The sequence below is a fragment of the Tunturiibacter gelidiferens genome (genome assembly GCF_051013345.1).
In the GTDB taxonomy this organism is placed as follows: domain Bacteria; phylum Acidobacteriota; class Terriglobia; order Terriglobales; family Acidobacteriaceae; genus Edaphobacter; species Edaphobacter gelidiferens_A.
The window spans coordinates 4137331-4163606 of the sequence record NZ_CP132939.1 but is presented as its reverse complement, the minus strand read 5'-3'; the positions used below and the strand labels follow the sequence as shown (position 1 = coordinate 4163606).

Below are 26276 nucleotides of genomic sequence, written 5' to 3'. Positions count from 1 at the left end.
TCTTCCTTCTGCGTTTGACCTCGCAGCTTTGCAGCTTCTGTCCGAAGTTGCAAATAGTCCAGCGACCGGAAAGCTTCCTCGACTTCCCGGACGCCGGATACAGGCTATTCTCTGACATGTTGAGATCAAGCCAGACAATGACCTAAAGTGAGCATTGTCAGTTCACAGGCGTACCCCAGACCTGGAAGTCAAACAACGAATAACCATAAGCTGTGGTGCGGGTAGTTCCGTACATACGAACGTACCGGCCCGTGGCGGTCAAGCCGCTGTAAGTTTTGATACCGCCGCCGGGGTTATTGACAACATCCTGGACCGTGGTCCAGTTGGTGTTGTCGCTGCTGACCTGCAACTGGTAGTTTTGACCGGCCGCATTCTCCCAGTTCAGAACAATCTTGTGAATGTTGGCCACCGAACCGAGATCGACTTCAAGCCACTGCGGATCGACACCCTGCTGACTCTCCCACCGAGTCGTGGGATCGCTGTCAAACGCGAGCGCTGCCGTATTGCCTCCGTTGACCGACGAGGCCGTCGCCGTTTGGTTGAGTGCCAGGTTGCTGTCCGCCTGCCCATTGGCGTTGATGGTAAGCGCCAACGTAGCTGATCCTGATCCGCTGGCGTTGGACGCACTGATGGTTACGCTGCTGGTACCCGCCGTGGTCGGCGTGCCGGTGATGGCACCAGCCGCGGTGTCGATGCTCAGCCCTGCCGGAAGCCCCGTCGCACCGAAGCTCGTCGGGTTCTGGCTGGCGGTGATCTGGTAGCTGAAGGCAGCTCCCACCGTTCCGCTTGCACTCGTCGGGCTGGTGATCGCGGGCAGGTTAGATGCGCCGCCGCTCACAGGTGAACCCCAGACCTGAAAGTCAAACAGCGAATAACCGTAAGCTGTGGTGCGGGTGGTTCCGTACATACGAACGTACCGGCCCGTGGCGGTCAATCCGTCGTAAGTTTTGACACCGCCGCCGGGGTTATTGACAACATTCTGGACCGTGGTCCAGTTGGTGTTGTCGCTGCTGACCTGCAATTGATAGTTTTGACCAGCCGCATTCTCCCAGTTCAGAACAATCTTGTGAATGTTGGCCACCGAACCGAGATCGACTGCAAGCCACTGCGGATCGACACCCTGCTGACTCTCCCACCGGGTCGTGGAATCGTTGTCAAACGCGAGCGCTGCCGTATTGCCTCCGTTGACCGACGAGGCCGTCGCCGTTTGATTGAGCGCCAGATTGGTGTCCGCCTGAGGTGTACCCCAGACCTGGAAGTCAAACAGCGAATAACCGTAAGCTGTGGTGCGGGTAGTTCCGTACATACGAACGTATCGGCCCGTGGCGTTCAATCCGTTGTAAGTTTTGATACCGCCGCCGGGGTTATTGACTACATTCTGGACCGTGGTCCAGTTGGTGTTGTCGTTGCTGACCTGCAATTGATAGTTTTGACCAGCCGCATTCTCCCAGTTCAGAACAATCTTGTGAATATTGACCACCGAACCGAGATCGACTGCAAGCCACTGCGGATCGACACCCTGCTGACTCTCCCACCGGGTGGTGGAATCGTTGTCAAACGCGAGGGCTGCCGTATTGCCTCCGTTGACCGACGAAGCTGTCGCCGGTTGATTGAGTGCCAGGTTGGTGTCCGTCTGCCCATTGGGGTTGATGGTAAGCGCCAACGTAGCTGACCCGGATCCGCTGGCGTTGGACGCACTGATGGTTACGCTGCTGGTACCCACCGTTGTCGGCGTGCCGGTGATGGCACCAGACGTGGTGTCGATGCTCAACCCTGCGGGAAGCCCTGTCGCGCCGAAGCTCGTCGGGTTCTGGCTGGCGGTGATCGTGTAGCTAAAGGCAACTCCAACCGTACCGCTTGCACTCGTTGGGCTGGTAATCGCGGGCGCCTGCCCATTGGCGCTGATGGTAAGTGCCAACGTAGCTGACCCTGATCCGCTGGCGTTGGACGCACTGATGGTTACGCTGCTGGTACCCGCCGTGGTCGGCGTGCCGGTGATGGCACCAGTCGTGGTGTCGATGCTCAACCCTGCCGGAAGCCCCGTCGCGCCGAAGCTCGTCGGGTTCTGGCTGGCGGTGATCTGGTAGCTGAAGGCACCTTCCACCGTTCCGCTTGCACTCGTCGGGCTGGTGATCGCGGGCAGGTTAGCTCCGCCGCCGCTGCCCGGTACACCCCAGACCTGGAACTCAAACAACGAATAGCCGTAAGCGGTGGTGCGGGTGGTTCCGTACATACGAACGTACCGGCCCGTGGCGTTCAATCCGCTGTAAGTCAGGATGCCGCCGCCGGGGTTATTGACAACGTTCTTGACCGTGGTCCAGTTGGTGTTGTCGTTGCTTACCTGCAATTGATAGTTTTGACCAGCCGCATTCTCCCAATTCAGCACAATCTTGTGAATGTTGGCCACCGAACCGAGATCGACTGCAAGCCACTGCGGATCGCTTTGCTGGCTCTCCCACCGCGTGGTGGAATTGTTGTCAAACGCGAGGGCTGCCGTATTGCCTCCGTTGGCGGACGAGGCCGTCGCCGTTTGGAAGAGTGCGAGGTTGCTATCCGTCTGCGTTCCTAGACTGGTGCCAAGCGCAGCATTGATCAGCGAGACATCTACACTGTTCACCACGCCATCGCTGTTGATGTCATACAACGCGCTCGCCTGATTCACGGTCGCGGTGAAGCTGTTCTGGACAAGAGTGAGGTCATGGTTATCGACAACATGATCGCCATTGGCGTCACCCCACAAGATATTGACAGGAATATCAGCAGAGCCATTGCCCGGTATGATTCCCGCAAGGTGGAGATTAAGCGCCTGGTCATTGGTAACTCCGGACAAAGCTACGGTAAGAGTTCTGCCGGTACTGTCTGGCGTGACCGAGGTGACGCTGCCCACCGCATTGCCGCCGCCCTGTAAGCCGAGCGAGGCACTGACGCCGGAGACCGGAGCCGCGAAGGTGACCACGATGGTGTAATGGCCCTGCGTAGCTCCCTCCCGCGGCTCGATGACACTCGTAGCCGAAGGGAACAAGGTGACGCCGAAGGTCCCCGCACTTCCCTGTTGCAGGTTTGAGACGGCGTTCACGACCGGAGGAGCAATCGTATCCATAACCTGCCCTGGCGCGAGAGCGACGTTATAGACGCGGACTTCATCGATCGTACCGGGGAGACCTTCCACAACGCCAGCAACATTCTGCTGAGTCATCCAGAGATCACCCGCGCCGTCGGCGGCCTGGGCTGTCCCGCTAGCGGCCAGAACCCCATTCACATAGAGGCTGCGCGTTCCCGCTGAACCATTCTGTACCAGCGCGACATGGGTCCATACGCCCTGGGCTGCGGCTGTACCTACGATATCGCCCTGCGGACCACGACCCACCCACGCACCAGCTGCATTGATCCAGATGCCGTAGAGATTACCTTGGTCGGCTGACTTGGCAATAATTGTTTGCTCTTTTCCACTGAGGGCAAGAGGCTCGACCCAAGCGGTGAGAGAGAAGCTCTGGTTGGCGGTAAACTGCAGATCCGGAGCATTGGACACCTCCAGCCGCGAAGCTATTTCGCCGGTGCCGTGGAAGTTATACCCAAGGTTGATAAAACCCTGCGCCACAGTTGCTTCGCCGTTTACCGTCGCCCCGTGTCCATGACCCGTGACATCGGCTGGATTGGGGGCGCCATCGTCGAAGTTCCAGTAGGCGACCAAGCCGTTCTGCGCATATACCGGGAACGTGGTTGTGGTTGCCACATTGCTGGCACTCGAGGACCCGACTGAATTGAAAGCCACCACCTGGTAGAAATACTGCGTACCAGAGGACAAGCCGGAATCTGTGAACGTGGTGATATTGGAAGTTACACTTCCAACCTGATTGAACGGACCTGCGGCGGAAGGGGCCCGCTTAATCGCGAAACCAGCTTCATTATCTGAATTGTCCGTCCAGGTTATTAGCGCATTCGTGGCGGAGGTCGCCGAAGCAACCGCACCGGTGGCTGGCGCAGGCGATCCAACCGGGGCCGGTAGCAGACCTGAGACGAAAAGATAAAATGTGTTGCTAGCCGGATCAGCGCAAGTGTAGTAAACCTTCCCACCACTGACCATCGGCAAGCTAAACTTCCGAGCGCTGCACCCTACGTTGTTTACAGACGAGTTTTGCCGATAGATCGGCTGACCGGAAACATTGCGCGCATCATATGCATCAAGGTTATTGCCATTAACAACCCAGACAACACCATTCGTACCGCCATTCGAGGAGATAAAGGCTCCGGAACCATGCCCTGCATACGTACTATCCGACTTGATCGGTGGGTCGGAGATGTAACCATTGGTCAGCGGGTCAAATCCCACGGCGCGTTGCTCCAGAGGACCCCTTCCGCGGTGTAATAGATATAGCCGTTGAAATAAGCAGGCGTGACAAAGAGTCTCCTGCCTTCCGCGATCTCCTGGATGGAATTGTCAGGCGTGTGGAGACCGCCAAGATTGTCACGGTCCACCACATAGAGGACACCGCCCTTACCGCCACCGACCGCAATGTGCGAGTGAGGACCAGTTGCCTGGTCGGGCAGCAGAAGCAGTCCGGAAGAACCTAAATCGAGATCGTTACCATTTAGATCGGACCAGTTGTCAGGAGTAAACCAATTAAGAGGATTCGAAAACGAAACGTTGAACGACCCTGTTGTGGGCAGTTTAAGGATCGATTCGCCCCAGTCCGTGCCAGTTGTAAATTGCGAAGCGGCTTGATCAAAAGCACCATTTGCCACAGCAACGAACATATTCCCCTGGCTGTCAATGGCAGGCCCCGCCCCGCTCCCCCAGAAGCCACCGAAAGGGATTTGTCCCGACGCTCCATTGGGGCTACTGATAAAGGTTTTGACCAGTTGAAGGGTATTGGCGTCGTACCCCAGGATCTCTCCGTGATAGGGAGTAGTATCGCCATGTGAGCCATAAGAGAGGTAAACGACGCCGTTGAAGAGAATCATAGCCGCGCGCAAATGCTCATGCAGGGGGCAAAACGGTATCACCCCATTTGCGGGGACGCAGTTCGAACCAGCAGGATGACCATTGGGATTCTCCTCGTCCGGGGCACTTCCAGCAAACGTGGGATTAATCAGCACCGGACCATTCAACTTCTCTGCACCTGTCTTCAGATCAAGGGCGTGCAGGTATTGCTGATACGTTCCGTCTGCGGTCTTCTTCACCTTCGAGACAACGTAGAGGGTCTGGCCTGCCGTGTCAATGACTGGCGTCGTGGTGATGCCTAACTCTACCTCAATATCGCCCGAACCTACCTCGCCCTGCGGCACTGGTGTTGTTCCCGAAGGCAGCAAAGAGACATGCCACAGCGGGCTGGCATTGCTGTCCGCATCAAATGCGAAGACGCTGTCGTGCTCCGTCGCAACATAGACGACATTATGACTGCTACCATCGGCAAACCTTCCCAGCGTTCCCGAGGTTACATATAAAGGTTGACCATAGCTTTGCCCATCGAGCGGTTGGGTGAATAACGGACCAAAATTCCCGATCGAGCCAACATTGGCCGGGGTAAGCGCCGTCTCGTTAAGGTTTGCTCCCGTGTGCTGCAGGTCGCCTTGCCAGGTGGTGATATTGACCTGGCCCATAGCAATGCCAGCCGAGAGAACAGAAGAATAAAGAATGCAGGCTAGTTGAATTACCGATCTATTTCGCACGCAGATGTCTCCAGACCCCAAAGAAATGGGGGACTCTCCCGTTGATATCTCTGCGTGGGTTTCCTGAGCTGAGAGTAGCGAGGACCTACTCACGACACAATTACATGTTCATGTAGTCCTTCACCACGTCATGTAGTCCCTCACCACGCGACAGAGATGGAACAAATATCGCGTGGATGCATCGAGTATTGATATCGAAGAATGCAAGCATGGAGAGCAGTCCGCCAGCACAACCTGGCAGGTCTCAAAGAGCGACAGTGTCTCACTGGAGAGAGCGGCGAGCGCCGGAAAGTAACCATGGTCAGACTTCCTGACAAACCACCGAAAAGAACGGATTCGTCGAGGTACGACACGGACCCGGCAGTCGAGTAGATCGATGCAGGAGTGGGCCCATCAAGAGCAAATCCCAAGGTATGGTCGAGATCGGCACTAGTGAGCACTACACCGCAGTTGCGCGTATTCCGAAGGCCTGTCCTGAATGCGGGTGCAGCTTCGGATTGCGGAGCAGCTGGTCCCGCAGATCGGGTGAGGCGTTCGCCACGTACCAGGAACAGCCATCGCCGGAGACCGCCAGTTGCGATTGCGATCGTGGAGTTACGAGAGGAGAGCAGGAACGCGAGCCCACACAGTCAGTGCAGGCACAATTCCATTTGCGGAAGGCCACCGCTTGCGGCGGCCCCAGCACATGTAACCACATTGACGGTTAGATTTCCGCGGGAGCGTAGGAGTTGATCTCGCAATTCAGCGAGATTTCTTCATAGTTAGGTGATTGCCACTGTTTCATAGGATTCCTCTAGCCTTCATTTTAGTGTGCAAGCTGACGGAGGCAGTCTGCCTCTCCAGATGGATGAACAATACGTCACTTGGCACCCTTGATCTATTACATGTTTATTTCATGCATGACGTTGAGCTGATGGCAGAGATTTGCGGTTAGGAGCCGTTGAAGACAACCAAAGTAAACAGCGATGCTGACCGCGAAATTCCCAGGGGTATTTTCGTCGGCGATAAACAAAATCTGAGCGGATGCAAACACTGCTACAAGACCTAGAGAACAATTCAAGCTAAGGGGCGAATCTGCCTCGCATAGACACCCTCAAGCAAGAGCTCGAACCTCATTAGCCAAAAGACCTTTGTTACGATGAACCGAGGTCAATCGCCCACCGGCGCTATGCGAATCGTTCAGACGGTCTTCGGTGTCTTTCATCACTTTGAACTCGCCCGCCAGCTTCACCGCCGCGGCCATCTCCAACGCATCTACTCCACCTGGCCATGGGCACGTCTGAAACGCGAAGGCCTTCCCCGCGAAGTTGTGGAGACGTTCCCGTGGGTCCACACCTCCGAAATCCTCATGCAACGCTTTGGCATTCACCATCCATGGCTCATGGATCAAATAAGTTATGCGAATGCGCTCTCCTTCGATGAGTGGACTCTCCGCAGAACCCGCCGCGCCGCGACACCAGACGCTGTCATCGCCATCTCCGGCTCCAGCCTTAAGACCGGCCGAGAGATACAGTCCCGGGCGGCCGCCTTATCTGTGACCGCGGCTCTTCCCACCAGCGCTATCAGGAGACCATCGTCTCCGAGGAGTACCAGCGCTGGAACGTAGACCGCCCAGTCACCGACATTCGCGACATTCTCCGCGAAGAAAAGATCTACGTGATCTCCGACGCCATCACCGTCCCCTCCAGTTTCGCCGCACGCTCCTTCGTCGAAATGGGCATCCCAGCCAGCAAGATCCATGTCATCCCCTATGGCGTTCGCCTGGAAAAATTCACACGCACCGGAGAGCCACCCGCCGACCGGTTCGAAGTCCTCTTCGCCGGCTCCGTCACCCTGCGCAAGGGCGTTCCCTACCTGCTCGAGGCCTTCGCCCAGCTACGCCACCCCGCAAAACGCCTACGCCTCGCCGGCCCCATCCATCCCGACATAAAGACCGTTCTCGACCGCCTCCCACAACAACAAGTCGAGTTCCTCGGACCACTCCCCCAGGAGCAACTCGCCCACCTCATGAGCACCAGCCACGTCATGGTCCTTCCCAGCATCGAAGAGGGTCTGGCGCTCGTCCAGGGTCAGGCTCTCGCCTGTGGCTGCCCAGTTCTCTGCTCAACCAACACCGGTGGCGAAGACCTATTCACCAACGGCGTCGAAGGCTTTGTAGTCCCCGTCCGCGATGCAGCTGCCCTCACCGAGCGCATGCAACAACTCGCCGACGATCCCGCCCTCCAGGCGCAGATGAGCGAAGCCGCTCTTCGTCGAGTCCAGCTTCTCGGAGGCTGGGACGACTACGGCGACCGCTGGGAGTCTCTTCTAAAGCGCCTGATAGCAAAAGAGGCACCGAGCGAAGCGCCTCGTCAAACTCCGCCCCCGACAAAGTGAACCACCTCGAGCCGGTCCCCTCCGCGCAAAGCTGTCTGGGACCAACTCGAGCGAGGAGCGATCTCGCCATTGTGTTCAATCGCCACCCGGTCACCCTTCAATCCAAGCTCCACGACAAGTTGTTCAAGGTTGGCAGCTTCCTCAAGTGCGTCAAAGCTGCGGGACTGGCCGTTCAAAATCACCGTAAGTGCCATACCCATCCAGCCTAGCAGCTTCGCAGTCTAAGCCAACAATCGCACCACCCGTTCTACCAACCAGTTCCAGGTCCGGCGAGTCAGAGTTGCAGGTCGGGCAAGGTCTTCAAATACACTCCGGCTCAGCCCCATCAGAATGTGAATCGCCTCATCGTCAGATTTGTTGTCGAACGCCTGGATCGAATAACGCCGCGAGTTCGCAAGGTACTCGGCTGCATGTCCCAATGTCAGAAGCGTGCGTCCGTGGTGCGTCTGGCTGATCCGATGAATCGTCAGGTCTGCGTTTTTCGGCTGGGGGTTCCCCGGCGAAAGAGTTGGAACGCTCGAGGCGTTCCGGTTTACGAGTTCGGGTCGATAGACCCCGGGAAAAGCTACTGTGGACATGGACCTGAATCCTCCGTCCTAATCCCTATCGGCGAACCCCACCGCGGCATTATCCGGAATGTTCCGACGACGACAACTCAACCTATGAACCCTCACCGCTATCGAACCAGTCCAGGAACAACGCCGCAATCACCCAATCGATGTAGTTTCTGTACATAACTGTCTTTGTTCGCTCCCATCGTCCCCGCGAAACCGTACCGCAACCCTCGGTTCCCGATTCAGCACAATGGAATCTCGACGCAACGAAGCATCCACCCCACTACCCGAAGTCTGCTATTCATCCCGAAGCGGCCAAAGCGGATTCACTGGCCCCAGCCCCTTGCCTCTCGGCTCAGCCGTCCGAATCGCCTCCGCCACATACCTTTTTGCCATCATCGCCGCGCCCAGCGGAGCATCCCCCAGCACCACCCTGCTCAGCAACGCGCTCGAAAACGCACACCCCGTCCCATGCGTCGACCGGCTCACAATCTGCTCCCCCGCCAGCCAGTCCATCTCTCCGTCCGCTTGCAGCAGCAGGTCGTCCGGCGGCATCAGATGCCCGCCCGTCGCCACCACATGCAATCCGGTCCCCTGCGCCTGCAGATCCCGCGCCGCCTCCGGCAGATCCCCCCGCTGCATCACAATCCGCCCCGCCAGAATCCCCAGCTCCTCCAGATTCGGCGTCACCCAATCCACCAGCGGCAGCAACCTCTCCCGCAGCACCCCCACCCCCTCCGCATCGAGCAGTTCCCTTCCCGAACTCGATCGCATCACCGGATCGAGCACCACCGGAACCCGCCACCCGTGCCCGCGCAGACCCTCAAGAAACTCCGCCACCGCAACCACATTTCCCGCCGTACCCAGCATCCCAATCTTGATCCCCGCCGCCGGCAGGTCGCTCTCCAGGCAATCAAGCGTTGCCCTCACCATCTCCGCCGGCACTGGCAGACTATCCCGCACTCCCTGCGTCGACTGCACGGTCAAACTCGTAACGCACGAAGTCCCAAATAACCCATGCGCCGCAAACACCATCAGGTCGGCGGTCACACCAGCACCCGACGAGGGGTCAAATCCAGCAATCGTCAAAACTGTCTGCATCATTCGCGTCCCTCCAGCATAAAGGAAGCGCGGCCTTACAACGCGCCGCCGATCTGGTAGTCAAGTGACGAAAGGGCGTCTATCAAAGACCTATCCGGATCAAACCAGATTCCGTGTAGCCGGTTTTGCGGCAAGGTGGAGCGAACGCATTCGTAAACACTGGCCGACTTTCCGGTACTAATCGTGGACCTCAAAGAAGGTGAAGTAAAGCTGAGGCGAAGGTTCGGCTTTTGAATCAGCGTGGCCGTTGCTACGGTTTTTCGTCTCGAGATCGAAGGTAGACAGGTACTCGTGAGTAGCGTAAAGTGGCCGAATTCCGCAGGCAGAACACCTACGCAGGAATTAACTCGCCGGTGGACGCTTTCGAGGGGGTAGACATGCCCACCCAAACTACTGAGCCTCCCGGAACCGTTACCCCTCGATTGTTGCCCGCCCTGATAGCGCTGTCGCTCGCCTGTGCTTTCGGAATTTTCGCATTCGCTGCGGCAATGGGTTTTACGGGATCCAAACTGGTTGCTGTTATTGTGGCTGTGGGCATTGCGGCATTCGTCGCCTGGTACTTCTGGCGGCGCCCGATTGTTCCGCTGGATGAAGGAGCGAACTCCCGCGCCTTGAAGGTCATATCCGGGCTGGCAACTCTCGCGGCGCTCTGCCAGTTGGTCCGTCTGTGCGTGTTCATCGTTAACCCTGCGGAGGTCGGCTGCGCCGTTAGTCCTTCGCGCGGGCTTGGACTCCAGGCCAAACACTCCTGCCTGTCCGCTTATTACGTGGCTGCCAGATCCGTGGCAACTGTGCCCAATGTATATGCCTGGGAACTGTATTCCTTCCCGGACGTGAATCCAACCGCTCCGCGGAAGCCGCGCCCCATTGGATCGTTCGACATCGACGCCTACGAGTATCCGCCACCGTTCCTTCTGCTTCCGCGCACGCTGGCAATTCTGACGCCGGAGTTTCTTCGCTTCCGTATGGTCTGGTTTGCCTTGAATGGCGCGGTGCTGGTCATTGGGCTGCTTGTTGTTGCCCGGATGCTCGGGCCGGTGGCAGGCACACGCGCGTTGCTGTTCTCGCCCCTCGTGTTGGCCTCCGACATAACGATCGGAACCTTGCAGGTTGGCAACTTGCAGGCGATCGTGTCCTCACTTGCCATGATTGCGATGATGCTGCTCGCGCAGCGTCGTTATGCGGCTGGTGGCGCACTGCTGGCATACGCGACGGTGAGTAAGTTATTCCCAGGTCTGCTGCTGGTTTACCTGCTGGTACAGCGCAAGTGGCGCGCTCTTGCTTGGACGGTCGGACTGTGCATTGCCCTGGTAGCGATCTCACTGGTGGACACGGGATGGGCTCCCTATAAGGCCTTTCTCGATCATCTGCCCAGGCTACTGGGAGGCGAAGCCTTCCCGGCGTTTCGCCGCCCCTGGGCCGTTGCGCATAACTTCTCCGTCCCCGGGATGGCTTTAAAACTGCGCCTGTTTGGTGTCGCCGGCGCGTCGTTCGGCGCAATGAAAATCGTAGGCTGGATTTACTCGCTGATTCTCTTGGCCGTTACAGTCTTTGTCGCGAGGCGAACGTTGACCCGCGAACGGGAACCACTGGCATGGCTGGCGATCCTGATTTTGGCGTCTCTGCGCAGCCCGTTCCTCCCGCTGTATGCAGTCATTCCCGTGCTGTGGTTACTCACCCTGCTGGCGGCCACGGTTCCACCCACGTTCAAGACGTTGTTCGGTGTATTTCTGGCCTGGGTGATGCTCAATATTGTGCCATCGACGTCCAGGGATCCGAGACTTGTCTCGGCGATTATCCTGCTGCCTCAGATGGTCATCGTGATCCTCATCGTGCTTGCGTTGCGGAGGCGAGGGCACTCATCGGGTCAGGTGCCTGCGTCGCTCGGCTTCGCGACGCCATCCCCGGAGTGACAGGGCCTCCCCGCGGGACGGGCCGATCAGTACCGAAAAACCCGTAGGGTTTACTGATTTCCAGTGGGTGACTTTCCACCTGGACTAAAAGTCGGCTTTCCGGGACAAGTAACCCTCGGCGATCAGTTGTTAAGAACAGGATTTCTGACAAGATCAATTCGTAATTAATGCGAAAACTGCCTTCGGTTCTGCGGTTTATGGGCTTCGCCAAGGAAGAGTGCAGATATGTCGGCATAGCGGAGGCGAGGCGATACACGGTCTCCGGCAACCGCTCCTTCGGGATCACGGATAACTCAGAAGTAGCACCCGGATTCAATCAGACAAAAAAGCGCTCCGGCGTCGAAGCCCGGAGCGCTCCTTCAGCAAACTCCCTTACCGCATCCCGCCCGCGGCCTGCAGCAGCGAGCCCGTCACCCAACGTGCATCGTCTGAAGCCAGGAACGCAACCACGGTAGCAACATCCTCAGGCTGTCCGATACGGCCAAGCGGAGTGCCCTGCAGCATCTGCTTTTCGAAGTCGCTTCCTTCGACCCCAGCCGACTTGAAGCCTTCCGTTACAACAGGCCCGGGATTCACCGCGTTGACGCGAATCTTCTTCGGCCCCAGCTCCTTCGCAAACACGCGCGTAATCGCATCCACGGCGCCCTTCGTGCTGCTGTACACCGCCGACATCGGAGGCGTCTGCTCACTCGCAACCGATCCAATGTTGATGATGCTGCCGCCCTCCGCCGGAAACAGCGCCACGCCAGCCTTCGTAGCGAGCAGCAATCCCTTCACATTGATCCCCAGCATCCGGTCGATCGCATCCTCCGTAATTCCCTCCAGCGGAGCGAACTCATACACCCCCGCGTTATTCACGAGAATATCGACCCTGCCATAAGCCTTCTTTGTCTCAGTAAAGAGCGTCTCAATCTCCGAGGCCTTTGCAACGCTGCCCCCTACGGCAATCGCCTTCCCGCCCGCCTTCACAATCTCTGCAACCACTTTGTCGGCGCCCTCTTTGCTCGAAGAATAATTCACCACCACCGACGCACCCTGCGCCGCCAGCTCCTTCGCAATACCGGCGCCAATACCCTTCGACGCCCCGGTCACGACCGCTACCTTACCTGCAAGCTTTCCCATCTCAATCTCCTTGGTTCGATATCTATCGAACAATGCAGCTATCGAATAGATGCGGAGATCCCCCAACCCGATTCGTCATTTACCGAAACTAAATGCTGGCAAGGCGCCTGAGGTAAGCATCGAGCACCCGCCGGCACAGAGAAAGATTAGCGCCTCGGCCCACCCGTTTTATCTCAATCAGCCCCGCCTCGCTCAACTCCTTCATATGGTGTGACACCGTAGCGGGACTGATAGACTCATGCTCCTGCAGCGCGCTGCACTCCATCCCTTCGCAGGCCCCTACTTGCTGAAGAATGGCAAACCGGCGCGGATCACTCAGCGCACGGGCGATCGCCTGAAACTGATCATCCGACAGCGTCATCTCCTTGCTCGGGTCCTTCTTCTTCATACTTAAACCAGATGTCCCTTTCGCTGATTCGATGCAACGCCGAACCGGCACAGCAGTGACGGAGACCCCAATATCACTATTCGCCGAAATGAAACCTTTAGTCCATCAGCCTGCATGTCCTCGTAACGGAAGGCGTAGCAGCGGCTGCCTATACCCACAGCCGCCACGAAACCCTTAGACCGAAAGATTCAAAACGCGATTGAGCCTCTGCACAAACGCCGCAGGGTCCTGAAGCGCCACGCCTTCCATCAGAAGAGCCTGATCAAACAGCAGCCACGCCGCATCCTGAGCAACCGAATCATCCGATCGCGCGAGCAGCTTCTTCACAATCTCATGATCAGGATTAATCTCCAGCGTAGGCTTCAGCGCAGGAATATCTTTCTGCCCCATCGCACGCATCATCTGCTGCATCTTCAGCGACGGCTCCTCTTCATCCGACACAATGCACGAAGGACTATCCGCCAGCCGCACTGAAGCTCGCACATCTTTCACGCGATCACCAAGCGTCTTCTTCAGCATCTCGATCAGAGGCTTCAGTCCCTCGGCCTTATCCGGTTCCTCTTCGCTCTTCAGATCTTCGCTCGTAGAAGATTTATTCACCGCCTTCAGATCGATCTCGCCATACTTCTCTACACCCGAGAAGATCACCTCATCGAAGTCATCATCAAGAATCAGAACCTCAACGTCCTTCTTCTTGTAGATCTCCAGCAGCGGAGAGGTCCGAAGCAGCGACTCCGCACCACCCGTGATGTAGTAGATGCTCTTCTGATCTTCCTTCATCCGCGACTTCACATCCGCAAGACTCGTCAGCCCATCCACCTTGGTCGATTTGAATCGCACCAGCTCCAGCAGCGTCTCGCGATTCGCATAATCCCCGTACAGCCCCTCCTTCAGAGGACGGTTGTACTCCGCGATAAACTTCAAATACTCCTCAGGCTTGTTCTCCGCAATGTTCTTCAGCTCAGAGAGGATCTTCTTCACGCTGGCCGTACGAATGCTCGTCAGCACGCGATTCTGCTGCAGAATCTCGCGGCTCACATTCAGCGGAAGATCTTCGCTGTCGATAATCCCTCGCACAAAGCGCAGATACTGCGGCAGAAGCTCCTTCGCGTCATCCATAATGAAGACCCGCTTCACATAGAGCTTCACCCCAACCTTGTACTCAGCGTTATACAAATCCAGCGGAGCCTTCGCAGGAATATAAAACAGCGTCGTGTACTCCAGGCTTCCCTCTGCCTTCGTGTGAAACCAGAACAAAGGATCGTCCCAGCCACCCGACACCGACTTGTAAAGCTCCTTGTAGTCCTCATCCGTCAGCTCACTCTTCGGACGTCGCCACAGCGCGCTGGCAGCATTCACCTGCGCGGTCGTGCGAACTTTATCCGACTTCTTCTCCGCCTCATTCCACTCACTCTTGTCGTAGGTCAGAAAGATCGGAAACGCAATGTGGTTCGAGTACTTCTTGACGATCTCCTGCAGCCGCCAGCTATTCGCGTACTGCTTCCCTTCTTCATTGAAGTGAATCACCAGCGTAGTTCCGGCAACGGCTCGCTCCGCCGGTTCAATATCGAACCCGGTCTTGCCGTCGCTCACCCACCGCCACGCCTGTTCTTCCCCAGCCTTGCGCGACACCACTTCGACACGATCCGCAACCATGAACACGCTATAGAACCCAACACCGAACCGCCCAATCAGGTTCGAATCTTTCTTCGCATCTCCAGACAGCTGCGAAAGAAAGTTCTTCGTACCCGACCGCGCAATCGTCCCCAGATTCGAAGTCAGTTCCTCCTCGTTCATCCCGATCCCGGTATCGCTGATCGTGAGAGTCTTCTTCTCCTCATCCAACTCCAAATCGATACGAGGATCGAACGGCAACGACTTGTAAGCCTCATCGGTCAGCGTCAGATGCCGAAGTTTATCCAGCGCGTCCGACGAGTTCGAGACCAGTTCGCGAAGAAAGATCTCAGGGTGAGAGTAAAGCGAGTGGATGATCAGTTGCAGCAGTTGACTAACTTCAGTTTGAAATTCACGTTTCGACATAGACCTCTATTATCGCCAAAATCAAAGCCAAAAACGAGAGCGGGCAGTCTAGTCACAGAAACCTCTTACACGACGCAGGAATTCAATCAGAACCCGAAGATATCCAGCCTCCCGGCGATCCCTGAAGTCGTCTTCTCCACACTGCCGCCACTCATCCGCAATTCTCGGCACCAGTACCTTCGTCTCATAGACTGTGCCTGACTTTCAGGGCATTAATAATCCTGTCCAGGATCTCCATGCGTCTGGTGTGGTTGACGAACATCTGTTGGGCAAAGCAGAATGATGATGCCACCACCCAAGACATCAACGCACCTCGTAGAGGCGTTCACGATGATCGAATTATCTGATTTTCGGAATACCAGGATACCCCTCAATCACGGAGGGGGCAGGATGCCCGCACTGGGGTTTGGCACGCTGATTCCCGATCCAGCTGTGACCATCAGCGCTACCAGAGACGCACTCGAAGCCGGATTTCGCCACTTCGATTGTGCGGAGCGATACCGCAACGAGCGTGAAGTCGGTCAGGCGCTACAGCAGGGTCTTGCCGCTGGAAGCATCGCGCGTGAGGACATCTTCGTCACAACAAAATTGTGGAACTCCAATCATCGGCCCGAGCGCGTGAAACCGGCCTTCGATGCAAGTCTGGATAGACTCAGGCTCGACTACCTGGATCTCTACCTCATTCATACTCCGTTTGCATTCCAACCGGGGGACGAGCAGGACCCGCGCGATCAAAACGGCAAAGTCCTCTATGATCGCGACGTGACTCTGCTCGACACCTGGAGAGCGATGGAGAGTCTCGTAGACCAGGGCAAATGCCGTGCCATCGGTCTGTCGGACATTGGCTTGAACCAGCTGCGGCCTCTCTACGAATCTGCAACAATCAAACCATCTGCAGTACAAGTCGAGTCGCATCCCTACCTCCCCGAAACAGACCTACTCGAGTTCTGCAAAGAGAGAGACATTGTTCTTTTGGCCTTCGCCCCATTGGGTCACGGAATGAGGCCAGGGCTGCTTGAAGATCCAGTCATCTCGGCAATCGCTGCGCAAGTCGGAAAGACCCCGGCACAGGTGCTGTTAGCCTGGGCAGTGCAGCGTGGCACGGCTCTGCTTACAACCCCTAAGAGTGCGGACCGGGCGAGAGAGAACTTCAATATCTCCCCCTTCCCGAAGACGCGTTTAACGAAATCAGTAGCATTCAGACCAGGCAGAGACTCAATGACGTGGTGAATACCGGCAGCCCAGGTTTCATTCCACGAGGTGCCTCAACATGAAAACGGAACAGGACCCACTCCTCGCACAAGAGGAACAAATACGGGAAGCACTGAATGCGCACTGGCACGCGTCTGCAACTGGAGACGCAAACGCGGAACACGATATCTACGATGACGACGCCATCTGCGATTACCCCCAGTCAGGCGAGCGAATCCTCGGGCGAAGCAATCTGCAGGCCTTGCGGAGTCATCATCCCGGCAAGCCATCGGGCTTCAACGTCAAGCGAATTCTCGGAAATGGCAATCTCTGGATCACGGAATACACGATCACCTACCAGGGGCGACCAGCATACACCGTGAGCATTATGGAGTTCTGCAACGGTAAGGTCGTGCACGAGACACAGTATTTCGCGGATCCCTTCGAAGCGCCAGCCTGGCGGACCCAATGGGTTCAGCGGACCACGTGACCAGCCATTGCGCAGATCTGATCGAATTAATTAAGGTCTACGAAAACGCTGGTCCTGACGACAGAGCCGCACTTCGCAAAGATTCAGCCGGGTGCCGGGTGCCCATATCTCGATTCTGAGATGTGGGCCTTCGCGCGCCCAGCGCGAATCGTCTTCGCCAATCAAACCCGTGCACCAACCAGCACCGCACAAACCATCCGCCCACAACTTACTCCACCCATCCAACGGCACAAAAGTTAAACTAACCTCATGCCCGAGCCCAAAGATCGACTCGCCGTAGCACTCGACTACCCTGAAGCCCATCAAGCTATGAAATTCGTCGACTCCCTCGGCCAAACCTGCCGATGGTTCAAAGTCGGGATGGAACTCTACTACGCAGCCGGCAACGACATCATCCGCCAGCTACGAGACCGGGGCTTCGACGTCTTCCTCGATCTAAAACTCCACGACATTCCCAACACCGTAGCCGGTGCCGTCCGCTCTGCTACGCAAGCCGGAGCGAGTCTCCTGACCATCCACGCCAGCGGAGGCTCCGCCATGATGACCGCCGCTGCCGAAGCCGCCCGCGCCCCCGGCTCCCCCGCCTCCTCGCCGTCACCGTCCTCACCAGCATGGACGCGGCTCAACTAGCAGGCACGGGCGTCAGCGCCTCCCCCGCCGACCAGGTCCTTCGCCTCGCAAAGCTGGCCACCCAATCCGGCATAGACGGCTTCGTCTGCTCCGCCGAAGAGGTCGCCGCCGTCCGAGCAGCCACCGGCCCCGACACCCTCCTCGTCATCCCAGGAATCCGCCCCGCCGGCACCGCCATCGGCGATCAGAAGCGCATCGCCACTCCCGCCCAGGCCATCGCCGGCGGTGCCTCCATGCTGGTCGTAGGCCGCCCCATCACCCAGGCCCCAGACCCCGCCGGCGCTGCCCAGGACATCCTCGACGAGATAGCCAGGGCCGAAGCCAGCCAGAAAAAATAGTTGAAAAATTTGGCGTGTTTTTTGGCAGCCAAAAAGATCGATGCTAAGACACCACATTCACCACGCAAAACACCACAACGTCACCACCAAAACACCACGTGAAAAATCCGTTTTTCTGGAAAATCCCCAGCAAAAACGCCCCTCCACCACACCGCAAAAAACGTACCTGAACGTAGAAAATTAGATCTTCGATTCGATCCGAGCATCCCCAAAAGCAAGCGCCGAATCGCTCAACCGCAGAGCCAACGACTTCGCCGACCCACCCCCGCGCTGAAACTCGCCCAGAGGCATCTCGGTCACATCGAAACCACGCTCCATCAACCGTTTAGCCAGATCCGTCTCCACTGCCCCCATCAAAATATTCCGCCCGACATTGATCACATTGCATCCAAACTGCGTAGCCTCTAACTCGCTGACAACAATCCTCTTATCCGCCCCATACCCAGCATCGATCTTCTCCACAGAAGCCGCATCGAACGCCTCCGGAAAGTAAAGCAGATACCCACCGCTAAGTGGCGCAAAGCAAAGATCCAAATGATAAAACCGCGGATCCACCAGATGCAGCGAAGTCACCCGCGTATGCCAGGCATCTGCCACATGCTTATGACTATACCGGCAGGTCCGAACCCCATGCGCAGCCCACAGATGCCCGCCATTGGCATCGAATAGCGCATCGCCCTCGCCTTCAAACGAAGTCTCCCGCGGCGTCTCCCACAGCAGAAAACCCGCGTCCTGCAACCACTTTCGCAGATGCCCCTCCTCCGTCTGCCGCTGCGGATGAGCGAAGCTCGACACCGCCGCCACCCCATGCTGCACCACCGCCGCATGGGCCACAAACACCATATCCGGCGATCCTTCCCGTGCATGCAGCAAGCGAACATCCGCCACCCGCTGCAGCTGCCGGTAGAGGTTCTTCCACTGCATAAACGCAGTATCCCGCGACGGCTGGTGCAGATTCCCCGCCATCCATGGGTTGATGACGTAATTCACGTCATAAAACTCTGGTGGGCACATCAGAAATGTTGGGCGATTGAAGTGCGGGAGAGGCGCAAATGCAGAGGAGGTCAGTGCAGAGCTGCTGGTCATCATAAAACGGGGTTCCTACTTTCCAGCGTCGAGTCTGCCCGTCCCAAGCAACGATCGTCAAGTCCTTGCCGATAAATTATCTGTACAACTTTGGTGCATAGCCCGCAACAAAACTTACCTTACGGGAAGACATTAAAATATAGCCCAGACACGACAAAGAGCCCACGTGGGGCTCCTTATCCTGTGATATCGAGTTGAATCGCTCGCTTAAAGTTTTTCGAAGAAATCGCACGCTGAGCAGGAGATATACACTCCGCCAGGAGTGCCGCGCTCGCGGTCCTTCACGCGCTTCACAATGCGAGTTGGTTTGGAGCACTTCGGGCAATCCGTGCTCTTGTTAGTATCCATGACCTTCTTACGGTCGCCGGTCTTGGCAATCTTCGCCATAATGCTTGCTCTCCCTAGTACGAACGTTACGAATATCTCGGCCCACGCATTGGATGGCTCGATCAGCTACCACCCTCGCAGGCAAGCAGAATCTCATCATCCGGTGCTTCTCGTAAAGATTGTCCGGGACGAACCGCGGCGGGAATCGGAGGAGAAGAACTGCGATTGAAGCTCTCCTATAAGTCTACACGACCAGGACCTAACGTGGCTGCTGAGCCAATGCAAGGTTGTTCGAAGGCGGCTGCGCGGGGGATGCAGGTGCAGACGTCCCCCTTTGTTATCATCGGGAAATTGAACTTTATTGTCGGAGCGGCCCGCAGACACTGCCTCTCCAGGCTTCAGCAGCGTTGGCGGTCCATTCGTCTTCTGCGTTCCGTCAGCGGCTTTGTCTCCCATCGCAACCTCGCGCATCGGCTCCGTGGAGTTGTACCCGCCCATCTCATCCTTGTCATGAATCTCTATCGGCTTACCCAGAGCCGCAATCTCCACGACAGTCACACGGTCCCCTACAAACCGCACAAACCGAATGGTCTGTGGAACATGCCCATAGATCCACTCTTCATAACGGCCGCCGCTGGCGTCCCCGCTCGGCTGGTCACGCATCTTGTTTTCAGGTGCGCCCAGCGCAGCCAGTACCATTCGATGGTTCATTCCAACCAGAACTTCATGCGCAGCAATTGCTTCCTTCAACACCGGCGGTAACGTGTCCGCGTAAGCCTGTTCGGAGGTCTTCACTCCAAAATCGATCACCGGCTCCAGCAGCGCCTTTACCTCTGGGGCGGAGATCTCCGGGACATGCCCCTCGAAGATCAGCGTAATCCGCGAGCCGCTGGCCCTCTCCGCGTTCGTCTGAGCAACCGGCGCATCATTGATCTGAATATGACTTAGAAAGCGATGCTTCACATACGGACCGCCATTGAGGTCCAACACAATCCGATCCGGCTTGATCTCCATCGACGTAATGATGACTCGATCCCCAAGCGCCGCAGCCTCACCCTTCTGATAGATCAACTTCCTGTACTCCGCCCCGCCGGGACTAATCGGCCCATTTGCTCGGAGCGTCACACTCGCGCTCACCGGCAACGAACGATGTGCAAAGCCTTGCTCAGCCTCAAGATTTCGGACCAGCTCTCGACGCCCCCGCTCTGTCATTGGAGTATCTGGAAGAGAGACATGCGTAGGGGAAAAATCCGTTGAGATGTCAGCGGTTGCGGTGCCTTCCCCAACCACAAAGACCTGACAACGAGCCGTTGCTAGCGAAAGCGCCAGCGCGCCCAGGAGGAGGGTCGATCTGTATTGAAAAAGTGCCATGGAAGCACCTCAGATACACAACAGCTTGCGCTTTCTCTTCACCTTTGACAAGAGCCTCTTCACGAATTTTGATCAGACCACATGGAATTAGTCTCGAGTTTCGAGATCAGAACAAAGGCGACTCAGTCGGACGCGAATCAGAGCTTTGGTTCCTCGCCAACCGATCGAGTTTGAGGTGTTACCGGAAGAATCTGGACTAGAGAAGACGCAGGCGCCGGTTTCGCTTCCTGTTCCATCGCTAGATGCGCTGGCGGTGGCTGAACTTCAATGGCATAGCCACCCGCAACGATCGGCTTATGGGTGTAATCCCATGCGTAGTCACGAGTAATACGAATCAAAACCCCGACACCGATTAGCAAGACAACAGCCGTGAAGGCGGCCCCCTCGGGTCCGTAGTTCCCTCCAGTCAACCAGAGGGTCCAAAGGCCCGCGTCTGCACCACGCTGGCGAAGTCACTGATGCCGCTGATGGGAAGGCCGAACAGAACCCCAATGCTGGCATTCCAGGCAAAGTGAAGTCCCCAGGATAGCCACAGCCCATGCGTTCTCAACCACGCCACCGAAAACAGCAGACCGGCCAGCATCGTCACCAAGACGCCCATCCATGTTGCCCCCGGATTCATTGCGTGTCCGAGCCCGAATAAAAGTGACATTCCGATGGTCGCCGCTACCGGCCCCGTCGCTTCAATCAGACGCCGGAAAGGATAGCCGCGAAACGCGACCTCCTCCGCCAGCGCCGCGATCCCCAAAGTCAGAAGATTCAAAAGCAACAGCCAGATCGCCCGCGGCTGCATCCATAGCTGGACGTCCAACTTTCCGGTCAACGTCATCGGAAGAACGGCCAGCACCACGCAACCCCAGCCAACAGCCGCCCCAAGGGTCCATTCCCGCCGCGATGTCGGCCGCTTTGGGAGGCCCAAAACTTCCCGAAGGGTGGAGTGCCGATGCGCAATCGCCTGGAGGATCGAAAACCCCACAGCCAGCAAGAAAAGAAGAAATAGAGCGGCGAGCAAGGGTCTCTCCGCATCAAGACCAAATCGCTCTGAAAGACCACGCGCCGAGCGTCCTGCCAGGACATCCGACGCCACGAACCAGGTCGCAGATGTTACGAAGAGCGCCAGTTGCAAGGTGCGCTCAGATCGGCCTGTGTGTGTCGAATTGAAGGCTTGCAACGCTGGCTACTCCAGAAACGGTCGCACCGTTAAGCGGTGGTATAAAACTGCGCAATATTACGAAACTTGGTGTAGCGCTGCTCCAGCAGCGACTCGAGCGACAATGCGCGAAGATCCGCAAGATTGTTCCGCAGTCTTTCGTCAACGAGCACCATGGCCTCTTCCGGGTTGTTTTGCGTCCCTCCCCACGGCTCAGGCAACACCTCATCGACACAACCAAGTAATTTGACGTCCACGGCTGTGTACTTCAAAGCCGCTGCAGCTTGCTGCTTCTTGCTCGCGTCCTTCCACATGATCGACGCGCAAGCTTCAGGAGAGATCACTGAGTAAATTGCATTCTCAAGCATCAGCACGCGATCAGCAACGGCCAACGCCAAAGCCCCGCCAGAACCGCCCTCCCCAGTGATGGTCGCAATTGTGGGAACCCTCAATCTGGACATCTCCCGCAGGTTTCGCGCAATCGCCTCGGCCTGGCCACGTTCTTCGGCTCCAATTCCGGGATATGCGCCGGCAAGGTCCATAAACGTAAACACAGGACGGCCAAACTTCTCAGCAATCTTCATCGCCCGGAGAGCCTTGCGGTACCCTTCGGGATCGGGACTGCCAAACTTCCGCGCCACCCGCTCCTTCAGCGTGCGCCCCTTCAGGTTCCCGATCACCATCACCGGTTCGCCGTGAAAGACCGCCATCCCGCAACTCATCGCGGCATCGTCGCCAAAGGCGCGGTCGCCGTGAATCTCGCTGAAGTCGGTGAACAATGCTGCAATGAAATCCATCGGGTAGGGACGCTGGGGGTGCCGCGCCAACTCCGTTTTAATCCATGCCTCGGGAGTCGGTGCGGATACTGCTTGGGAATGGGTTGTTCTTCCGGTCTCGTGTTCTGCCATTGTCTAGGTATGCTTCGTTAAATTTCTATAACGATTGTATGGCATCGACGGTTAGTCAATGATGCGAACCCCTCCGCGGCCGACTAACTCCTCTACCTGATCGATGAAAAGCCGATCTGCAGCGACCAGGCAGTTGTGAGGCTCCAGCACCGCACAAAACTCACCCGGCTCTTCGAGATCGAGCAGCAGCTTTCCCTTCCCGGGAGCGCCGACCAGGATGGCATGCAGCTTCTCAAGCAACGCCGCGTCCGGATTATGCAGGGGCACCTTGATCCGCAGCGAATCCGGCAGCTTGATCTTCACGTCCTCCAGCGCCTGAATGCTCGAGATCGCAAGCTTCGGCGCCGAATCCTCTTCCCCTCGCAGCACTCCCCTAACGACCACGGGCACATCAATCTTCAGCTTCTCCGCAAGCTTTTCGTACGACTGGGGAAACGCGATCAACTCGATCTTGCCCACCGTGTCCTCGAGCGAAGCCTGCGCATACATCTCGCCCGAGCGCTTGGACTTCGCGACCTTCAAGCCCGTGATTACGCCCGCGATAGAGATCTCATTCTGAGGCTCTTCGTTTCTTCCGCGTCGGAACACCTGCGGCTCAGGCTTCATCTCGCACGCAGTCACCGTATCGACGACCTTCATGTTTCGGAGTTTCTCCCGGTACTTATCCATCGGGTGCCCGGACACAAAGAACCCCAACACTTCTTTTTCGTTCTGCAGCCGAGTGTGTTCGTCCCACTCAGCCACGCTGGGCAATGCCTCCTCCCCATTGTTCGAAGAAGGGGAATGAATATCTGCGTCGAAGATCCCAAACAGTCCGTGCTGACCCGCCGCTTCGTCGCGTTGAGACTTCTGCGCTCGCTCCATCGCTTTATCGAGAGCACCGCACAGCGCCGCCCTGCCACCAAAGGCATCCATCGCGCCCGCTTTGATCAACGACTCCAACACACGTTTATTGAGCAGTCGCAGATCGACCTTCTCGCAGAACTCCCAAAGGCTGGAGAACCCCTTCTTCCCCGCAGCCTGCAACGCCGTCCGGGCCGTAATGATCGACTCAATCGCATTATGCCCAACATTCTTGATCGCAGCTAATCCAAATCCGATCGCTCCGTTAATCGGCGTAAAGTTCGCATCAGAAACCTGCACATTCGGCGGCACTACCGAGATGTTCATCTCGCGGCACTCTGAGATGTACTTCACGACGTTCTCCGGCTTAGACGTTTCGCTCGTCAGCAGCGCTGCCATAAACTCAACCGGATAATGTGTCTTCAGCCACGCGGTGTGGTACGCCAACAGCGCATATGCAGCCGAGTGCGATTTATTGAAACCATACCCGGCAAACTGCGCCATCAAGTCGAAGATCTTCCCCGCCGTATCCTTCGGATGCTTGTTCGCCGCCGCACCGCTCATGAAACGATCGCGCTGCTTCGCCATCTCCGCAGGATCCTTCTTACCCATCGCGCGACGCAGCAGGTCCGAATCGCCCAGCGAATAACCCGCCAGCACGTTCGAGATCTGCATCACCTGTTCCTGATACACGATGACTCCCAGCGTCTCGCGCAGAATCATCTCAAGCTCAGGCAGCTCATAGCTCACCGCGCGCCGCCCCCACTTGCGCTCGATGAAGTCGTCGATCATCCCGCCCTGAATCGGCCCCGGACGGTACAGCGCGTTCAACGCGGTCAGGTCCTCAACGGTGTTCGGCTTATAACGCCGCAAGACATCGCGCATCCCTCCCGACTCAAACTGAAACACCCCCGAGGTCAACGCACGGTGGTAGACCTGTTCGTAGGTCGTTACATCGTCGAGCGGAATCGTCGACATATCTACATCTGCCCCCGTCGTCGACTTAATGAGCTTCAACGCGTCATCAATAACCGTCAGCGTCGTCAGTCCGAGAAAGTCCATCTTGAGAAGCCCCATCTTCTCGACGGCCTTCATGTCATACGCTGTGACGATATCGTCGTTCTTTGCGCGCGTCACCGGAACCAGCTCTGTCAACGGCTTCGGCGCAATCACAACGCCTGCTGCGTGTACTCCCGCACCACGAACCAGTCCCTCCAGCCGCAGTGCCGCATCGATCAGCTCTTTGATCTTCGGATCGCCCTCATACGCCCCCGCCAGAGTCGGCGAATCCTTCAAGGCCTGATCGATTGTGATCCCAATCGTCGGCGGAATCATCTTCGCAATCCGGTCGACCTCGCCATACGGCATATCCAGCGCCCGGCCTACATCCTTGATCGCAGCCTTGGCCGCCATCGTATTGAACGTAATAATCTGCGCGACCTGATCCCGGCCATACTTGCGATTGACATACTCAATCACCTCGCCGCGCCGGTTCATACAGAAGTCGATATCGATATCGGGCATCGACACGCGTTCCGGATTCAGAAAGCGCTCGAATAGTAGCTCATTCTGCAGCGGATCGATGTCAGTAATTTGCATTACGTAAGCCACCAGTGACCCCGCAGCAGATCCACGTCCCGGTCCCACTGGAATTTTTGCTCGCGCGCGTATTTGATAAAGTCCCAAACAATCATGAAATAGCCAGGAAACTTCATCTGTTTGATGATGTTCAGCTCGCGATCCAGACGTTCATGATATTCAGGAATCGTTTTTTCAGTAGCCCTCGCGAACGCAGATGGGCAACCGCGGTCTCGAGTCGCATCTCCAGGCCCTGGCGGCATACCTGCTCAAAGTAGGTGTCGAGCGTCTCCCCTCCGGAACGACGAAGTCCGGAAACGGATTGTCAACCTTCATCATCTTCACATTGCAGCGCTCGATAAACTGCATCGTCCGCGTGCACACTTCGGGATTCTGCGAGAACGTCCGCAGCATCTCCTCCGCGCTCTTGATGTAAAACTCCTGCGTATCGAACTTGAATCGTTTTGGGTCGTTCATGCTACCCGCCGTCTGCACGCACAACAAAATCTCGTGAGCCCGCGAATCATCAGCGGCTACATAGTGACTGTCATTGGTCGCGATCAGGGGGATACCAAGCTCACGCTCCATCTTGAACAATGCATCGCAGACCCCCTTATCCGGTGCAAGGCCGTGGTCCTGAATCTCGAGAAAGTAGTTCCCCTTGCCAAACAGATCCTGGTAGAAACCAGCGGTACGCTTGGCTTCGTCGTACTTATCCTCCATCAGGAACTGATTCACCTCACCCGCCAGACAGCCCGAGAATCCAATCAAGCCCTCCGAGTGTTTTGCGAGAAAATCCTTCGACACGCGAGGCTTTCGATAGAACCCATGCAACGCCGCCTCGCTCGTCAGTCGAACCAGATTGCGATAGCCTTCCTGGTTTTCAGCCAGCACCAGCAGGTGGTTATACTTATCTCCTTCAGGTGCGGCGCGATGATCATCATTCTTACAGATATAAAGCTCGCAACCGAGAATCGGCTTGATTCCCTTCTTCTGCATTGCGTCGAAGAAGTGCACCGCGCCATAGATATTTCCGTGGTCGGTCATTGCAGCCGCAGTCTGGCCAATCTTGCTCAGGTGCCCGGCAAGCTTATCGACGTCGCACGCGCCATCAAGAAGGGAGTAGTCAGTATGAAGATGAAGGTGGGTAAACTCTGCTGCCATCCCTCTAGTTTAGAACCCACCACCCCGTAGGAAAAC

General features: G+C 57.0%; 20 protein-coding genes and 1 pseudogene. 7 read left to right on the top strand and 14 right to left on the bottom strand.

Annotation, left to right across the window (positions count from 1 at the left end; translation table 11 throughout):
- Nucleotides 1–157 precede the first annotated feature (157 nt).
- Both RBB80_RS20835 and RBB80_RS20830 read right to left on the bottom strand, forming a co-directional pair.
- Nucleotides 158–4330: a discoidin domain-containing protein gene (locus RBB80_RS20835; RefSeq protein WP_433964310.1), complete on the bottom strand. Its 4173-nt coding sequence runs from the start codon at nucleotides 4328–4330 to the stop codon at nucleotides 158–160.
- On the bottom strand, nucleotides 4312–5601 hold the full coding sequence (locus tag RBB80_RS20830; protein WP_433964309.1) for a hypothetical protein: 1290 nt from the start codon (nucleotides 5599–5601) through the stop codon (nucleotides 4312–4314). The genes RBB80_RS20835 and RBB80_RS20830 overlap by 19 nt, the downstream gene beginning before the upstream one ends.
- Nucleotides 5602–6808: 1207 nt before the next feature.
- Here RBB80_RS20830 and RBB80_RS20825 point away from each other — a divergent pair.
- Nucleotides 6809–7276 carry a hypothetical protein gene (locus RBB80_RS20825; RefSeq protein WP_433964308.1) on the top strand — a complete coding sequence of 156 codons (468 nt, stop codon included), beginning with the start codon at nucleotides 6809–6811 and terminating at the stop codon, nucleotides 7274–7276.
- Nucleotides 7201–8046 carry a glycosyltransferase family 4 protein gene (locus RBB80_RS20820; RefSeq protein WP_433969792.1) on the top strand — a complete coding sequence of 282 codons (846 nt, stop codon included), beginning with the start codon at nucleotides 7201–7203 and terminating at the stop codon, nucleotides 8044–8046. Before RBB80_RS20825 ends, RBB80_RS20820 begins: the two co-directional genes overlap by 76 nt.
- On the opposite strand, the gene thiS is transcribed toward RBB80_RS20820, so the two are convergent.
- From thiS to thiD, 3 genes are all read right to left on the bottom strand, one after another.
- Nucleotides 8022–8246 (bottom strand): sulfur carrier protein ThiS, encoded by a 225-nt coding sequence (gene thiS, locus RBB80_RS20815; RefSeq protein WP_433964307.1) that lies wholly within the window; start codon nucleotides 8244–8246, stop codon nucleotides 8022–8024. The two genes, RBB80_RS20820 and thiS, sit on opposite strands and share 25 nt — an antisense overlap.
- Before the next feature lie 21 nt (nucleotides 8247–8267).
- A complete protein-coding gene (locus tag RBB80_RS20810; protein WP_433964306.1) occupies nucleotides 8268–8624 on the bottom strand; it encodes a hypothetical protein in 357 nt (118 codons plus the stop codon).
- Between the two features lie 273 nt (nucleotides 8625–8897).
- Nucleotides 8898–9704: a bifunctional hydroxymethylpyrimidine kinase/phosphomethylpyrimidine kinase gene (thiD, locus tag RBB80_RS20805; RefSeq protein WP_433964305.1), complete on the bottom strand. Its 807-nt coding sequence runs from the start codon at nucleotides 9702–9704 to the stop codon at nucleotides 8898–8900.
- A 302-nt stretch (nucleotides 9705–10006) separates the two neighbouring features.
- Between thiD and RBB80_RS20800 the strand changes: the two genes are divergently transcribed.
- Complete coding sequence (locus RBB80_RS20800) at nucleotides 10007–11614, top strand: glycosyltransferase family 87 protein (RefSeq protein ID WP_433964304.1); 1608 nt, start codon at nucleotides 10007–10009, stop codon at nucleotides 11612–11614.
- 372 nt (nucleotides 11615–11986) lie between these two features.
- Here the strand turns inward: RBB80_RS20800 and RBB80_RS20795 are convergent, their stop codons facing one another.
- The 3 genes from RBB80_RS20795 to htpG all read right to left on the bottom strand — a co-directional run bounded on the left by RBB80_RS20795 (nucleotide 11987) and on the right by htpG (nucleotide 15164).
- Nucleotides 11987–12736, bottom strand: coding sequence for an SDR family NAD(P)-dependent oxidoreductase (locus RBB80_RS20795; protein WP_433964303.1), 750 nt, complete (start codon nucleotides 12734–12736; stop codon nucleotides 11987–11989).
- An 88-nt stretch (nucleotides 12737–12824) separates the two neighbouring features.
- Entirely contained in the window at nucleotides 12825–13124 is a 300-nt protein-coding gene (locus tag RBB80_RS20790) for a winged helix-turn-helix domain-containing protein (RefSeq protein ID WP_433964302.1), read from the bottom strand.
- Nucleotides 13125–13298: 174 nt separating this feature from the next.
- Nucleotides 13299–15164, bottom strand: a complete 1866-nt coding sequence (htpG, locus tag RBB80_RS20785) for a molecular chaperone HtpG (protein ID WP_433964301.1) — start codon at nucleotides 15162–15164, stop codon at nucleotides 13299–13301.
- A gap of 390 nt (nucleotides 15165–15554) precedes the next feature.
- Here htpG and RBB80_RS20780 point away from each other — a divergent pair, with 390 nt between their 5' ends.
- The 4 genes from RBB80_RS20780 to RBB80_RS20765 all read left to right on the top strand — a co-directional run bounded on the left by RBB80_RS20780 (nucleotide 15555) and on the right by RBB80_RS20765 (nucleotide 17813).
- Nucleotides 15555–16394, top strand: a complete 840-nt coding sequence (locus tag RBB80_RS20780; RefSeq protein WP_433964300.1) for an aldo/keto reductase — start codon at nucleotides 15555–15557, stop codon at nucleotides 16392–16394.
- 40 nt (nucleotides 16395–16434) lie between these two features.
- Nucleotides 16435–16845, top strand: coding sequence for a nuclear transport factor 2 family protein (locus RBB80_RS20775; RefSeq protein WP_433964299.1), 411 nt, complete (start codon nucleotides 16435–16437; stop codon nucleotides 16843–16845).
- 249 nt (nucleotides 16846–17094) lie between these two features.
- Nucleotides 17095–17475 (top strand): orotidine-5'-phosphate decarboxylase, encoded by a 381-nt coding sequence (pyrF, locus tag RBB80_RS20770; RefSeq protein WP_433964298.1) that lies wholly within the window; start codon nucleotides 17095–17097, stop codon nucleotides 17473–17475.
- Complete coding sequence (locus RBB80_RS20765) at nucleotides 17457–17813, top strand: orotidine 5'-phosphate decarboxylase / HUMPS family protein (RefSeq protein WP_433964297.1); 357 nt, start codon at nucleotides 17457–17459, stop codon at nucleotides 17811–17813. Before pyrF ends, RBB80_RS20765 begins: the two co-directional genes overlap by 19 nt.
- A 180-nt stretch (nucleotides 17814–17993) precedes the next feature.
- Here RBB80_RS20765 and RBB80_RS20760 read toward each other — a convergent pair whose 3' ends face one another.
- The 6 genes and pseudogenes from RBB80_RS20760 to dnaE form a co-directional block, all read right to left on the bottom strand.
- The gene (locus RBB80_RS20760) at nucleotides 17994–18902 is read right to left on the bottom strand and encodes a dimethylarginine dimethylaminohydrolase family protein (RefSeq protein WP_433964296.1); all 909 of its coding nucleotides are present in this window, start codon (nucleotides 18900–18902) and stop codon (nucleotides 17994–17996) included.
- A gap of 204 nt (nucleotides 18903–19106) precedes the next feature.
- Nucleotides 19107–19286, bottom strand: coding sequence for a hypothetical protein (locus tag RBB80_RS20755; RefSeq protein ID WP_020713649.1), 180 nt, complete (start codon nucleotides 19284–19286; stop codon nucleotides 19107–19109).
- Between the two features lie 96 nt (nucleotides 19287–19382).
- On the bottom strand, nucleotides 19383–20597 hold the full coding sequence (locus tag RBB80_RS20750) for a hypothetical protein (RefSeq protein WP_433964295.1): 1215 nt from the start codon (nucleotides 20595–20597) through the stop codon (nucleotides 19383–19385).
- A gap of 406 nt (nucleotides 20598–21003) precedes the next feature.
- Entirely contained in the window at nucleotides 21004–21609 is a 606-nt protein-coding gene (locus RBB80_RS20745; RefSeq protein ID WP_433964294.1) for a lysostaphin resistance A-like protein, read from the bottom strand.
- A 188-nt stretch (nucleotides 21610–21797) separates the two neighbouring features.
- On the bottom strand, nucleotides 21798–22655 hold the full coding sequence (locus RBB80_RS20740; RefSeq protein WP_433964293.1) for an acetyl-CoA carboxylase carboxyltransferase subunit alpha: 858 nt from the start codon (nucleotides 22653–22655) through the stop codon (nucleotides 21798–21800).
- A 51-nt stretch (nucleotides 22656–22706) separates the two neighbouring features.
- Nucleotides 22707–26240 (bottom strand): annotated as a pseudogene (gene dnaE, locus RBB80_RS20735) (DNA polymerase III subunit alpha).
- Nucleotides 26241–26276: the final 36 nt, after the last annotated feature.